Genomic DNA, 14,146 nt, shown 5'->3' with positions numbered 1-14,146 from the left:
TTTATTTATAGGAAAAGAAGGGAAGTTAGTGGATAAAATAAGAAGTTTTATCGAATTGAATGGAGTTATTACTGCACTAACAGGAGTAAGTATTCTAGGATTAGTAGGAGCTTCATTCAAACTAATCAGAAAAAATTATAAAGCATTAAAAGAACGAGATGAAAAACTTGATACTTTAATTGCTCAACAAGGTGAAATACAAAAAGACATAAGCGAATTGCAGATGCAAGGAGCCAAACGACAAAAGGCAAATATCGCTAGTTTGCATGATCGAATCTACTCAAATTATGAAACGATTTTAAGTCGTAATCCGCCTAGAATTACTATGAAAGAATTAAATAATTTACAGTATTTGTGGGATGCGTATAGTGGATTAGGCGGAAATGGTACAGGCGAGAAAATGTACAATAGAGTTTGCGACTTGCCTATTGTTGATGATGAAGGAGAGGATTAAATGAATGAAGTAATGAATACAATTTTCGGTGTTGGAATAGGAATGAGTTCATTAGTAATTATTGTGGTGGAAGTGATAAAAAAACCTAAACTAATTCCATCCGATTGGCTGCCTTTGACAGCTTGTGTAGTAGGGATTTTATTAGGTGTAGTCTTGTCTTTTGTATACCCAGAAATAGGAACTTGGGAACAATTGGCGCTCTCTGGTGTCGTTTCTGGAGCCGTAGCTAGTGGCATTTACACACAAACAAGTAGTAATAATTGGAAAGGAAGTGATGGAAATGGCACAAGTGATTAATCAATCAGTTTGTGGTGGTATTGCTGGTAGACGTCCCAATGCGACGCCAAAAGGTGTTGTCATTCATAATGATGCCGGCAGTATTTACGCGACCGCTGCACAGTATGTCAATGCCTTAGCTGTAATGTCTCCTACACAACTGGCGAATGGCTTTGCGCATTATTATATTGATCGAAATACAATTGCACGTGTAGAAGATACATTCAATGCAGCATGGCACACAGCAAATCCAGATGGTAATTTGAACTATGTTGGCTATGAAGTATGTCAATCAATGGGTGCTAGTGATACTGATTTCTTAGCGAATGAACAAATGACATTTAAGCAAGTAGCGGAAGATATGAATTTTTGGGGTATGCAACCTAATAGAGATACTGTAAGATTACACAAAGAATTCGTTCCTACGGCATGTCCTCACCGTTCGTGGGAATTGCATGGAAAAGAAACAAATGCCGTAAAAGACTATTTTATTAGCCAAATAAAAAAATATATGGGCAATCCAAACGAAGGTAACGGCAATTCAAGTAATAACGACCAAAATAATATAAAAGGTGGAGAAGTGAGTATGTATTGTTTATACGAAAGACCAATTAATTCAAAAACAGGTAAACTAGAATGGAATGGAGATGCTTGGACGGTAATGTTTTGTAACGGTGTAAACACCCGGCGTGTGTATCATCCGGATGAGATGAAAGTTATCGAAGATGTATATAAAAAAAACAACGGAAAAGCAATTCCGTTTTATAGCCAAAAAGAATGGAACAAAAACGCTCCTTGGTATAATCGTCTAGAAGCTATGTTCCCAGTCGTTAAATAAAGTATAGTAAAATATTTATAGGTAGTGTAAAATAAGAGTACACTTATTTAAATTTCTCTTGAGTCACCTTCCTCAAGGTGGCTCTTTTTAGGACCATTAGCTCAGTTGGTTAGAGCAAACGGCTCATAACCGTTCGGTCACAGGTTCGAGTCCTGTATGGTCCATAACGAAAGCCTCGCTCCCAGATGAGAGTGAGGCTTATTTTTTATGCACTGATCAAAGATTTCCTTACAAGCATTTTCTCAATGACAAGTTGATTTCGTTTATTCAAATGACCATAGACAGCGAGTTCAGATTGCTCTGGTAGCATTAGTAACATATTTGCCAGTTCGTGTTTAGAGACGATACAGTTTATAGTTTCGTCCTGTGTTACTAATGAGAATCGAACTAGCATTTTTGGGTACATACTTAACATTCTAATTTTTTCAACTACTCCTACATAATTAGTTTTCATGATATCGTCCTCCTAGTAGTGTAATTATATCGAATGTATGTTCGTTTTGTCTATCGATTTGTATAAATGTAATAATTTAGGTATATAGTTTTGTTTATTAGTATTGCTCATCCACGCGAAATTTTTCGGGAAGCGGTTAAATATTCATCTGCTCGCATACTATTAGCTCATAATCATCCATCTGGCAATCCGACACCGTCTCCACAAGATATTCAATTTACCAAACGAATGGAAGAATGTGGCGAAATGATGGGGATTCAATTGTTGGATCATATTATTGTTGGTGATAGCGGATACATTAGTTTGAGAGAAGAGAATTTTTTTGCTTCAGAATGAGGACAATTCTTGCAAAAATATTTTATCACGTGTAAAATGAAAGGGTAATCTTGTTTGGAATTATGTAGACTTTTTAAATTTTTTTAAATATTCTATTGGAAGCGAGCAAAGTTACGACTATTTATGTGCAAATGCACGAGGAGGAACAAAAGAATGGAACAAGGAACAGTAAAATGGTTTAACGCAGAAAAAGGTTTTGGGTTTATCTCACGCGAAGACGGAAGCGACGTATTCGTACACTTCTCAGCTATCCAAGGTGATGGTTTCAAAACTTTAGAAGAAGGTCAAGCAGTGACTTTTGATGTTGAAGATTCAGACCGTGGCCCTCAAGCAGTTAACGTAGAAAAAAACTAATAAAAAATAATCCAAAAACACCTAACGCATGTTAGGTGTTTTTTTGTTAGAAAAAATAGAGAAGAAAAATGAACAAACATTTTTCTTCTCTATTAAATGAGAGCTTTATTGATCACTAACTGTGGCAGTCATAATCATTGGCAGAATCATTGGATGACGTTCTGTTTGTTCAAACAAGAAAGGCTGTAAAGCGGTCGTCATGGCTTCGCCTAATTTTGCTTCGGTACAGTTTTTATCTTTCATTGCTTCACGTAGAGCATTGAATAAAAGACGTTGGCCTTCATGAATCATATCACCAGACTCGCGCATGTAGACAAAACCACGGGAAAGAATGTCTGGACCAGCCATAATTTCTTTATTTTTAATATCAACCGTTGCTACCGCTAAAACTAAACCTTCTTCAGATAAGATACGACGATCCCGTAAAACAACATTCCCGATATCACCGACACCATTTCCATCAACGTACACGTCATTAGCATTGAAGTGACCAGCAGGGCGTGCGCTATCAGCCGTTAAAGCTAAGACATCGCCGTTGCCCATGATAAAGCAATTTTCTTCAGGAACCCCTGTATCTTGAGCGAGCGAAGCATGGATTTTTAACATTCTAAATTCACCATGAACAGGCATGAAATATTTAGGCTTCATCAAGCGAAGCATTAATTTTTGCTCTTCTTGTCCACCGTGACCAGAAGTATGGATATTATTGATTTTTCCGTGGATAACTTCTGCACCGGCTTCAGATAATAAGTTGATTAAACGGTTAACGCTTGTCGTATTTCCAGGAATTGGTGAACTTGAGAAAACAACCGTATCGCCTGGTTGAATACTAATTTGGCGATGTGTACCGTTAGCAATCCGACTAAGCGCGGCCATAGGTTCTCCTTGAGAGCCAGTACATAAAATCATTGTTTCATTTGCTGGCAATTGATTCAGTTCCGCCGCATCGACAAACGTTCCTTTTGGCACTTTGATGTAGCCTAAGCGTTCGCCATTGACAATGGCATTTTCCATGCTACGACCAAAAACAGCAATTTTGCGACCGGTTTTCACGGCTGCATCAGCAGCTTGTTGTAAACGGAAAATGTTTGAAGCAAAACTGGCAAAGATAATCCGACCATCAATTTTTTCAAAGATTTTTAAAATAGAGGTCCCAATTGTTTTTTCGGATTTTGTAAAGGTGGGTATTTCAGCATTGGTACTGTCTGAAAGAAGACAAAGGACGCCTTCTTCACCTAATTTTGCCATTCTGTGTAAGTTGGCTGGCTCACCAACGGGTGTAAAGTCAAACTTAAAGTCACCTGTTGCGACAATGTTACCAGAAGGCGTTTTAACCACAACGCCCAAGGCATCAGGAATACTGTGAGTCGTCCGGAAAAAGCTAATCGCTGTTTTTCTAAAACGAATCACCGTATCTTCATTAATTTCGTGTAATTCCGCTTCTCGCAATAAACCATGTTCATCTAGTTTGTTGGTAATTAAAGCCAAGGCTAGTGGTCCCGCATAGATTGGGATATTCGCTTGACGTAAAAGATAAGGAACGCCACCAATATGGTCTTCATGACCGTGGGTAATAACGAGTGCTTTGACTTTATGCAAATTTTGAACGATGTAGCTATAATCTGGAATCACGTAGTCAATCCCAAGTAAATCATCTTCTGGGAATTTGATCCCAGCATCAATAATGATAATTTCATCTTGGAATTGTACCCCATATGTGTTTTTTCCAATTTCGCCTAAACCACCGATTGCAAAAACGCCAGTTTCGTTATTTTTTATGTTTACTTTCATGTTAAAACTCCGTTAGAGTGAAGTCTGCATGTTCTTGCTCGTAAGCAAGATGTTTTTCGTCTAATAATTGAACGTATTCAATATTGTATGGGGTATTTTCTTCAACTAATTGGCGCACGATTACATCGCTATCGGCTTCCATGTAAAGAGATTTTGTGTCTTCTCTTTTTGGGTTTCTGATTTTTGTTTCTTGATAGTATACTTTGTAAATCATCGATTCATTTCTCCTTCAGCTACTAATAGTAGCAATTTATAGTTTTTTCATTTTAAGACAGAAAATTAAACACAACAAAACGAGGTGCTGATCACCTAAAAAAGAATGCTCATCAAAAACATCTGTTAATGATGAAATGAAGCCTCGACTTTGCTTCATTCTGGGTATTTGATTTTATGTGTTCTTTTTCAACCGTCCCGTGTGTTGTGAATAACAACAATTAAGCTTATTTTATCATAGAATGATAAGGAAGTATAGAAACACTCACTGGACTTTTAAAAAAAACAAACTTCTTGTTTCGCCTTATTCTTGATCAAGTTCGAGTGCCTTTTTTTTAGGACGCCAATACCAACTTAAGCCAATCACGTGGGCTAAATAAACAATCGCTAAAGTCGTAGTCATCAACGTATTTCGGACAATTAAACACGGAATGGCAAATAAAAGAAACATGGAAATAAATAGTTTCCATTTACCTTTACGAGTAATTTTTTTCTCAAAGAAGGCTTCTTGGATATATTTTTGATAATAAGAAGAAGCTAAAAATTTGTTATAAAGTTTATCTGAACTACGCATCCAAAAAAAGGCCGTTAATAAATAAAAACCAGTGGTGGGTAAAAGCGGCAAAAAGATTCCTAACGTGCCTAAAGCAAACGTACAGGAACCGAGAAAAATGAAGAATAATTTTTTCATTCAAAGGGTCCTTTCAGTTTTTCCCAATTATGGCACAATCAAAAGGAAGTAGCAATTTTAATCGTATAAGTAAATCATTAAAATTATCTATTTTTTAGAAAATCTAAAAGAGAAAGGATAGAAAGAGAAAGGCTGTTTTTTCTAGCCAGACAGCTTGTATTACCGATTTCTTTTTGATACAGTGGGAGTACTAGAAAATTTAAAGTAAGATAAGAAGGAGATGATTAATTGAAGTTAATGTGGCGTTACACAATGCGTTATAAGAAATTACTTTTTGCTGATTTTATTTGTGTGTTTGGTTTTATTTTGATTGAATTAGGCTTGCCGACCATTTTAGCACGAATGATTGACAAAGGAATTATTCCTAGAGATATGGACTATATTTATCAGCAAGGGATTTGGATGGTTGTAATTACGATTATTGGCGTCGCAATGAATATTTTGCTAGGGTACTTTGGTGCCAGAATTACAACAAACATTGTTCGTGATATTCGTGATGATTTATTTGAAAAGATTCAAACTTTCTCACACAGTGAATATGAAAGTATTGGGGTTTCTTCCTTAATTACGCGAACTACCAATGATGCATACCAAATTATGCTCTTCATGGGAAATATTTTACGTCTTGGCTTTATGACGCCAGTGATGTTTATTGCCAGTCTTTACATGGTGATGCGAACGAGTCCGTCGTTAGGAATGTACGTTTTAGGTGCCTTGCCTTTTCTGCTGCTAGCAGTTGTCGGAATTGCTCGTTTGTCAGAACCGTTATCTAAAAAGCAACAAAAGAACTTAGATGGAATCAATGGGATTTTAAGAGAAAATCTTTCTGGATTGCGGGTAATACGCGCATTTGTTAATGAAAAATTTGAAGAATCTCGTTTTAATAAAGTCAATGAAACTTACACTAAAAGTTCAAAAAGTTTGTTTCGTTTAATGGCAGCAGCCCAACCAGGCTTCTTTTTCTTATTTAATATTGTGATGGTCTTAATCATTTGGAGCGGGACTGTTCAAATCAGCCACGGGGATTTAGAAGTTGGGAATTTAATAGCTTTTATTGAATATATTTTCCATGCGCTGTTCTCGTTTATGTTATTTGCCAGTGTCTTTATGATGTATCCTCGGGCTGCGGTTTCGGCTTCGCGGATTCAAGAAGCCTTAGACATGGAACCAGCTATTCGTGAAGAAGAAGGCGTAACAGAAACAGATACTAAAGGCTATCTAGAGTTTAAAAATGTAACCTTTGCCTATCCTGGACATGCGGAAAGCCCAGTCATCCGCAATGTAAGTTTTAAGGCGTCACCTGGTGAAACAGTGGCCTTTATTGGGAGCACAGGTAGTGGGAAATCAACATTAATTCAATTGATTCCACGGTTTTATGATGTATCAGAAGGTGAAATTTTAATCGATGGAGTGAACGTAAAAGAGTACAAACTTAGTGCATTACGCAATAAGATTGGCTATATTCCACAAAAAGCGTTACTTTTTACTGGTACAATTGCTGATAATCTTCGCTACGGTAAGGAAGATGCGACGTTAGAAGAAATGGAACGAGCAATTGACATTGCTCAAGCAACAGAATTTGTTTCACAAAAACCGCAAGGCTATGATGAACCTCTTTCAGAAGGTGGCACGAACTTTTCTGGTGGTCAAAAACAACGTTTAGCTATCGCACGGGCGATTATTCGCAATCCGGAAATTTATATATTTGATGATAGTTTTTCTGCGTTAGATTATCAAACAGATGCAAATTTACGAGCGCGTCTGAAAAAAGAAACAACAGAATCCACTGTTTTAATTGTGGCACAACGTGTTGGAACAATTATGCATGCGGACCGCATTGTTGTTTTAAACGAAGGCGACGTGGTCGGAATTGGCACACATCGTGAATTACTTGAGACTTGTCCAATTTACTATGATATTGCGGCTTCTCAATTGTCAGAGGAGGAATTAGCATGAAACACGCCTTTTCTTCTATGAAACGAATCGGTCGCTATATTAAACCGTACCGACTGACGTTTTATTTAGTTATTTTATTTACAATATTAACCGTTGCCTTTAATGCAGCGTTGCCTTATTTGACTGGATTACCAACGACAGAAATTAGCCGTAATATTGCGGCCGGTGAATCAATCAACTTTGATTATGTAATCCAATGTTTAATTTGGATTTTAGTTGTGGGAACAGGTTATTGTGTGGCACAATTTTTGTCAGGATTTTTAATGACGAATGTCGTTCAACAATCCATGCGCGATTTACGTCGAGATATTGAAGAAAAAATCAATCGTTTGCCAGTTTCTTATTTTGATAAGAACCAACAAGGAAATATTTTGTCACGGGTGACGAACGATGTGGATGCTGTCAGCAATGCGATGCAACAAAGTTTTATCAATATTGTTTCGGCAGTCTTAGGTATTGTGATGGCGGTAGTGATGATGTTTTTAATCAATCCGCTGATGGCGATTTTTTCAGTGATTATGATTCCGTTGTCTCTGATTATTTCCAGAACAATTGTTAAAATCTCCCAGAAATATTTCCAAGGAATGCAAAATTCTTTAGGAGACTTAAATGGTTATGTTCAAGAAAATATGACTGGGTTCAGTGTCTTAAAACTATATGGTCGGGAAAAAGAAACCCTTGAAGGCTTTAAACAAGTCAATCATCGTTTAAATGGTTTTGGCTTCAAAGCATCCTTTATCTCAGGATTAATGTTGCCATTGGTTCAAATGACCGCTTATGGGACCTATATCGGGGTAGCTGTCCTTGGTAGTTACTATGTGGTTGCTGGTGTGATCGTAGTGGGGCAGTTACAAGCGTTTATTCAATATATTTGGCAAATTAGCCAACCAATGGGGAATATTACGCAGTTGTCTGCAGCTTTACAAAGCGCTTCAGCTTCGACCATGCGGATTTTTGAAATCCTAGATGAACCAGAAGAAGAACTTAACGAACAAGATGTTCCTTTGCCAGAACCTATTTTAGGCTCTGTTGAATTTGAAAATGTCAGCTTTAGTTATGACCCAGAAAAACCGTTAATTCGTAATTTGAACTTTAAAGTTGATGCGGGCCAAATGGTTGCGATTGTGGGACCAACTGGCGCTGGGAAAACAACCTTAATCAACTTACTGATGCGTTTTTATGATGTAACAGAAGGCGCCATTAAAATTGATGGTATTGACACGAAAAAAATGAACCGTAGTGATGTCCGATCTGTATTTGGAATGGTATTGCAAGATGCTTGGTTGTATAAAGGTACCATTGCAGATAACATTCGTTTTGGGAAGTTAGATGCCACGGATTATGAAGTTGTCGATGCAGCGAAAACGGCCAATGTGGATCACTTCATTCGGACAATGCCAGACGGGTATGAAATGGAAATCAATTCTGAGGGAGATAACGTTTCCCTTGGTCAAAAACAATTGTTGACCATTGCCCGAGCGGTAATTTCTGATCCGAAAATTTTGATTTTAGATGAGGCGACTAGTTCAGTCGATACACGCTTGGAAGCCTTAATTCAAAAAGCAATGGATCGTGTTATGGAAGGACGAACGAGTTTCGTTATTGCCCACCGTCTATCAACTATTCGTGAAGCTGATTTAATTCTTGTTATGAAACAAGGAGAAATCATTGAAAAAGGTACGCATCATGAGTTGCTGGAACAAGGTGGCTTCTATGAAAAACTATACAATAGTCAATTTGCTGAAGAAGGCGACTATGAGGAATAAAAAGAGGTCGGGACAGAAGCGTTTAACTCCGAGAAATAAGAAGGAATTTCCGAAAATTGTTCTTTAATTTTTGGAGAATTCCGGCTTATTTCCGAAGGAGTTGCTTTTGTTCCCGCCGCTTATCAGTTTTTGAGCGTGGAGCAAAAATCCAAAGTGATTTTTGTCCCACGCTCTTTTCTTGTCTTTTTTACTATGAAAGTGAGGAATTCTTGTCTATACTTAATGAAAAGAGGTGACAGAGTTTGAAAAAAGAGTATTTTATTGCTGCTAGTGCAGATGTCTATGGAAACGTACAACTAGCAAAGGATAGTAATATTTGGTTTCAGTCGGTCTTAAGAGGTGACAGTAACACAATTACCATTGGTGAAGGTAGTAATATTCAAGATGGCACGATTATTCATGTTGATGAAGATGCCCCGACAATTGTAGGCAAGTATGTAACGGTGGGCCATCAATGCATGTTACACGGTTGTGAAATCGGTGATGGTGCTTTGATTGGCATGGGTTCAACCATTCTAAATAACGCTATTATTGGAGAAAACAGCCTGATTGGTGCGGGCTCTTTAGTGACAGAAGGCAAAATTATCCCGCCAAATGTTTTAGCATTTGGTCGACCCGCGAAGGTTATCCGTCCGTTAACGGCAGCAGAAATAGCCAGTAATCATACGAACGCCTTACATTATATTCAACGAGCAGAAGAATTTCGCCAACAAAAATACCCGAAACTAACATAGAATTAGGAGGAAAATGATGAAGAAAATTAAAGTAATGACGGTTTTTGGAACACGGCCAGAAGCGATCAAAATGGCGCCCTTAATCAAAGTTTTAGAAGAGCAAAGTGAAGGATTTGACTCTGTAGTAGTTGTAACAGCGCAACATCGACAAATGTTGGATCAAGTGTTAGAAGATTTTCAAATTACACCGAATCATGATTTAAATATCATGAAAGATGGGCAAACCTTAACAGATATTACAAGTCGTGTTTTGAATTTATTAACTGAGGTTCTTGTGACAGAACAGCCGGATATTGTCTTGGTTCATGGCGATACAACCACGTCATTTGCGGCTGCATTGGCTGCTTTTTATCAACAGATTCCAGTGGGACATGTGGAAGCAGGATTGCGGACCTGGCAAAAATATTCTCCGTTTCCGGAAGAAATGAATCGTCAACTGGTAGACGTGTTAACTGATATTTATTTTGCCCCAACCACTCAAAGTAAGGACAATTTAATCAAAGAAAATCATCCAGAAGAACATATTTATGTGACTGGCAATACAGCGATTGACGCGATGGCGTACACCGTTGATGCCCACTATCAAAATGATTTATTGGAAAAAATCCCTACAGACCAACGCATTGTACTAATCACAATGCATCGTCGTGAAAATTTAGGCCTGCCAATGGCAAATGTGTTTAAAGCTGTTCGTCGACTTGTAATGGAACATCCAGAAATTGAAGTCATTTTCCCTATGCACAAAAATCCCAAAGTCCGTGAAATAGTAGCGGAACACTTAGGTGAATTAGCTCGTGTGCATTTAATTGAACCATTAGACGTCAAAGATTTTCAAAATTTTGCAGCGAAAAGTGCGTTAATTTTAACTGATTCTGGCGGTGTGCAAGAAGAAGCTCCTTCCTTAGGTGTGCCAGTTTTAGTTTTACGAGATACAACGGAACGTCCAGAAGGCGTAGCGGCAGGAACATTGAAATTGGTTGGTACAGACGAACATGTAGTCTATCAAGAGGCGAAAACATTATTGACTGATTCTGATGCTTACCACGCGATGGCGCATGCACAAAATCCGTATGGGGATGGTCAAGCTAGCCGCCGAATCGTTGAAGCCATTGCCTATGAAATGCAGCAATCAGATAAAAAACCAGATACGTTTACAGCAAAATAAATAAAAAGGCAGAGAAGCGCTGAAAAATGTGCTTCTTTTGCGTATCTTATTTTGAAGAATCAATTAGACAAAAAATGCTAGAAAGTAGTGAAGTGAAGATGTATCAAACGATTTTATTTGATTTAGATGGCACAATTACGGATTCTGGTAGCGGCATTATGCGTTCTATTTTATACGCAACAGAACAATTAGGCTGGCCAGCTCCTAGCGAGGAGACGTTACGTTCTTTCATAGGGCCGCCTTTATATGATTCGTTTTTGTACATGGCGCCTTCAGCTGAAGCAGCGCAACAAGCCGTGGGTCATTATCGAGCGTATTATCAGAGAAAAGGCATGTTTGAAAACCATGTGTATCCAGGGATTCCAGAAGTGTTAACAAGGTTAAAGGAAGCGGGAGCAAAGTTATACATTGCGACTTCCAAGCCGGAAGAATTTGCTAAAAAGATTATTACTCATTTTGATTTAGATCGTTATTTTACAGGCATCTATGGAGCGAGTATGGACGGTCATCGTTCTAAAAAAGCAGATGTGATTCAGTATGCATTAACGGAAGCTCAATTAGACCCAACCAAAGAAGCGATTATCATGGTTGGTGATCGTAATCATGACATTCTTGGTGCTCAACAAAATGGCTTAGATAGTATAGGTGTCTTGTATGGATTTGGTGAAGAAACAGAATTACAAGAGGCGGGAGCGACATTCCTAGTACAATCGCCTAAAGACTTAGGTGATATTTTGCTACAAAATTCTTAATAGAAAATGGATTTTCGATAAATTTAGGAGGATTTTAAGATTTATTATCGTTTCAATAGAAAAGCGCCATCATAGGCTTTAAACGTTGTCAATGATGAATTTTTTATCGGGGAATGACGGTCTTTTTATTAAAAACATTTAATTTTAAAGAGGTTTCATGTATAATAGTTTCAGTCATAAACGATAGAATAGTAAGGAGGGTTAGTTTTGGCTAATGATAACCAAAATAACCAAGATCCCAAATCTTCGCTTAGAGACCAAGTAACTGGGTCTTTAAAAGGTAGAAATGATGGCGATCAACCTGATTCCTCTGAAAAAAATGATAGGTCTCCCCAACCTTCATCTGATGAATCACAAGAAACAGCGAGCCGTACAACACAAACACGTGCAGGTTCTAGAGCTGCTCGAAGACGTGGGAAAGACAAGACAACACAGACAGTCGAAGAGCCAACCCCGATTGAAACAGACGAAAAGCCAACAAATACAAAAAAACAAACACGTAAAAAAGAAGATCGTTTAGTCGGTCGTATCGTGTTAATTGTAGTTTCTGTATTGGTTTTAATGATGGCAATCTTTGGGTTTACTTTTTATAAATATGTAGACGCTGGGCTACAACCACTAGATAAGAACAATAAGAAACTTGTTCAAGTGCATATCCCAGAAGGATCTTCTAATAAGCAAATTGCTGCGGTTTTAGAAGAAAGCAACGTCATTAAAAGCGGAATGGTTTTTAACTACTACGTAAAATTTAAAAATTTAACAGATTTTCAAGCGGGCTATTATCAAATGTCTCCAAGCATGACACTCGATGAAATTGGTGAAATGCTAAAAGAAGGAGGCACGCCAGAACCAACTAAAATCGCAGATGGCAAAGTAACGATTCCTGAAGGCTACGATATAGATAAAATTGGCGAAGCCATTGAAAAAAATACGGATTTCAAGAAAGCAGATTTCATTGCATTAATGAAAAACGAGGACTTCTTCAATCAAATGAAGGCTAAGTATCCTGATTTACTTGAAAGTGCTGCAACTGCAGAAGGTGTTCGTTATCGCTTAGAAGGCTATTTGTTCCCGGCAACTTATGATTACTACAAAAAAGCAACACTTCCTGAATTTGTCGAACAAATGATTGCTAAAATGAACACAGTAATGGAACAATATACGCCGACAATTCATGCAAAGAATTTAACCAATCAGCAAGTCTTAACGTTAGCTTCATTGGTTGAAAAAGAAGGAGTCAAAGAAGCAGACCGCAAACAAATTGCGCAAGTATTCTTTAACCGCTTGGCTGCCGATATGCCGATCCAATCAGATATTTCTATTTTGTATGCTTTAGGAGAACATAAAGAAACTGTAACGTATGCTGACTTGGAAGTGGACTCGTCTTATAACTTGTATAAAAATACTGGTTATGGACCAGGACCATTAGATAGCCCAAGTGAGGAGTCAATTAAAGCAGTCTTGAATCCGACACCAAGTGACTATTTATACTTTGTAGCAGATATTTCTACAGGAAAAGTATACTTCTCAAAAACATATGAAGAACATCAAGTATTAGTAGATCAGTATGTCAATAATTCAAGTAGTGAATAAAATGAAAACATAAAAGAGCTTGGTGAATCAATTTTGTATGATTCACCAAGCTTTTAGATACTCAAAAAGTAATCTGTTTAAGAGAGGGAAAGCGTAGCAACTAGAAATTTATATAAATAAAATTTAGCAAAATCACAAAAATTCAATAATTATATTTACAATTTAGAAAAAGCGTGGTACTCTTTTGTGGATTGAAAGCGGAATTTTTTTCAATAACCAACCAAGAACTACGTATCGTTAAGCGAAAAAGGAGAATTAACATGGTAGAAAAAGTATATCCAATGACTCTTGAAGGAAAAGAAAAATTAGAACAAGAGCTAGAAGAATTAAAAACAATTAAACGTAAAGAAATCGTAGAGCGTATTAAAATCGCTCGTAGCTTTGGGGATCTTTCAGAGAACTCAGAGTATGAATCAGCTAAAGATGAACAAGCTTTCGTTGAAGGACGTATTACAACGTTAGAAAATATGATTCGTTTTGCAGAAATCATCGATAATGATGGCGTGGACCAAGACGAAGTTTCCATCGGTAAAACAGTTACTTTCCAAGAATTGCCTGATGGAGAAGAAGAGGAATACACAATCGTAGGAAGTGCCGAAGCCGATCCATTTTCTGGTAAAATTTCTAACGATTCACCGATTGCGCAAGCCTTAATTGGTAAACAATTAGGCGACCAAGTGATTATTGCAACACCTGGTGGCGACATGACAGTTAAAATTACAAAAGTTGAAGCAAACTAAATAATTGAGTAGGGCAGGCAGCTTCCAAGGCCT

The 14,146-nt window shown here is 37.6% G+C and carries 15 protein-coding genes, 1 tRNA gene and 1 pseudogene; 13 read left to right on the top strand and 4 right to left on the bottom strand.

Translation table 11 applies throughout. The annotated features are described in order from the left end of the window. Positions 1 to 28: 28 nt before the first annotated feature. From AB3I34_RS11420 to AB3I34_RS11405, 4 genes are all read left to right on the top strand, one after another. Entirely contained in the window at positions 29 to 454 is a 426-nt protein-coding gene (locus AB3I34_RS11420) for a hypothetical protein (RefSeq protein WP_160248944.1), read from the top strand. After that, on the top strand, positions 455 to 751 hold the full coding sequence (locus AB3I34_RS11415; protein WP_160248943.1) for a holin: 297 nt from the start codon (positions 455 to 457) through the stop codon (positions 749 to 751). It abuts the gene before it with no gap. Further along, a complete protein-coding gene (locus AB3I34_RS11410) occupies positions 735 to 1,568 on the top strand; it encodes an N-acetylmuramoyl-L-alanine amidase (protein ID WP_160248977.1) in 834 nt (277 codons plus the stop codon). Before AB3I34_RS11415 ends, AB3I34_RS11410 begins: the two co-directional genes overlap by 17 nt. A 90-nt stretch (positions 1,569 to 1,658) precedes the next feature. Then, positions 1,659 to 1,732 (top strand) — tRNA-Ile (locus tag AB3I34_RS11405). A 41-nt stretch (positions 1,733 to 1,773) separates the two neighbouring features. Here AB3I34_RS11405 and AB3I34_RS11400 read toward each other — a convergent pair. Beyond that, the gene (locus tag AB3I34_RS11400) at positions 1,774 to 2,022 is read right to left on the bottom strand and encodes a hypothetical protein (RefSeq protein WP_160248942.1); all 249 of its coding nucleotides are present in this window, start codon (positions 2,020 to 2,022) and stop codon (positions 1,774 to 1,776) included. Positions 2,023 to 2,121: 99 nt separating this feature from the next. Between AB3I34_RS11400 and AB3I34_RS11395 the strand changes: the two are divergent. Both AB3I34_RS11395 and AB3I34_RS11390 read left to right on the top strand, forming a co-directional pair. Further along, a pseudogene (locus tag AB3I34_RS11395) lies at positions 2,122 to 2,358 on the top strand (JAB domain-containing protein); the annotation flags it as partial. Positions 2,359 to 2,511: 153 nt separating this feature from the next. Then, entirely contained in the window at positions 2,512 to 2,712 is a 201-nt protein-coding gene (locus AB3I34_RS11390; protein ID WP_002355121.1) for a cold-shock protein, read from the top strand. 105 nt (positions 2,713 to 2,817) lie between these two features. On the opposite strand, the gene AB3I34_RS11385 is transcribed toward AB3I34_RS11390, so the two are convergent. The 3 genes from AB3I34_RS11385 to AB3I34_RS11375 all read right to left on the bottom strand — a co-directional run bounded on the left by AB3I34_RS11385 (position 2,818) and on the right by AB3I34_RS11375 (position 5,407). Next, complete coding sequence (locus tag AB3I34_RS11385; protein ID WP_002355122.1) at positions 2,818 to 4,503, bottom strand: ribonuclease J; 1,686 nt, start codon at positions 4,501 to 4,503, stop codon at positions 2,818 to 2,820. Position 4,504: 1 nt separating this feature from the next. Next, entirely contained in the window at positions 4,505 to 4,717 is a 213-nt protein-coding gene (locus tag AB3I34_RS11380; protein ID WP_002355123.1) for a DNA-directed RNA polymerase subunit epsilon, read from the bottom strand. Positions 4,718 to 5,020: 303 nt separating this feature from the next. After that, a complete protein-coding gene (locus tag AB3I34_RS11375) occupies positions 5,021 to 5,407 on the bottom strand; it encodes a YbaN family protein (protein WP_002355126.1) in 387 nt (128 codons plus the stop codon). Positions 5,408 to 5,635: 228 nt separating this feature from the next. Here AB3I34_RS11375 and efrA point away from each other — a divergent pair, with 228 nt between their 5' ends. From efrA to greA, 7 genes are all read left to right on the top strand, one after another. Beyond that, the gene (gene efrA / locus AB3I34_RS11370; protein ID WP_010712802.1) at positions 5,636 to 7,363 is read left to right on the top strand and encodes a multidrug efflux ABC transporter subunit EfrA; all 1,728 of its coding nucleotides are present in this window, start codon (positions 5,636 to 5,638) and stop codon (positions 7,361 to 7,363) included. After that, on the top strand, positions 7,360 to 9,129 hold the full coding sequence (gene efrB, locus AB3I34_RS11365) for a multidrug efflux ABC transporter subunit EfrB (protein WP_002373098.1): 1,770 nt from the start codon (positions 7,360 to 7,362) through the stop codon (positions 9,127 to 9,129). The genes efrA and efrB overlap by 4 nt, the downstream gene beginning before the upstream one ends. A gap of 242 nt (positions 9,130 to 9,371) precedes the next feature. Beyond that, positions 9,372 to 9,863, top strand: a complete 492-nt coding sequence (locus AB3I34_RS11360) for a gamma carbonic anhydrase family protein (RefSeq protein WP_010709902.1) — start codon at positions 9,372 to 9,374, stop codon at positions 9,861 to 9,863. Between the two features lie 13 nt (positions 9,864 to 9,876). Then, positions 9,877 to 11,028, top strand: a complete 1,152-nt coding sequence (gene wecB / locus AB3I34_RS11355; protein WP_025189426.1) for a non-hydrolyzing UDP-N-acetylglucosamine 2-epimerase — start codon at positions 9,877 to 9,879, stop codon at positions 11,026 to 11,028. Between the two features lie 74 nt (positions 11,029 to 11,102). After that, on the top strand, positions 11,103 to 11,780 hold the full coding sequence (locus tag AB3I34_RS11350) for an HAD family hydrolase (RefSeq protein ID WP_025189425.1): 678 nt from the start codon (positions 11,103 to 11,105) through the stop codon (positions 11,778 to 11,780). Between the two features lie 207 nt (positions 11,781 to 11,987). Further along, positions 11,988 to 13,373 carry an endolytic transglycosylase MltG gene (mltG, locus tag AB3I34_RS11345; RefSeq protein ID WP_002375722.1) on the top strand — a complete coding sequence of 462 codons (1,386 nt, stop codon included), beginning with the start codon at positions 11,988 to 11,990 and terminating at the stop codon, positions 13,371 to 13,373. A 260-nt stretch (positions 13,374 to 13,633) separates the two neighbouring features. Then, complete coding sequence (gene greA / locus AB3I34_RS11340) at positions 13,634 to 14,113, top strand: transcription elongation factor GreA (protein WP_002355133.1); 480 nt, start codon at positions 13,634 to 13,636, stop codon at positions 14,111 to 14,113. The last annotated feature ends 33 nt before the right edge of the window (positions 14,114 to 14,146 follow it).

Origin of the sequence: Enterococcus sp. C102(2024) (genome assembly GCF_040888205.1) — a bacterium.
GTDB classification, from domain to species: domain Bacteria; phylum Bacillota; class Bacilli; order Lactobacillales; family Enterococcaceae; genus Enterococcus; species Enterococcus faecalis.
This window is presented reverse-complemented; position numbering and strand designations above follow the sequence as displayed.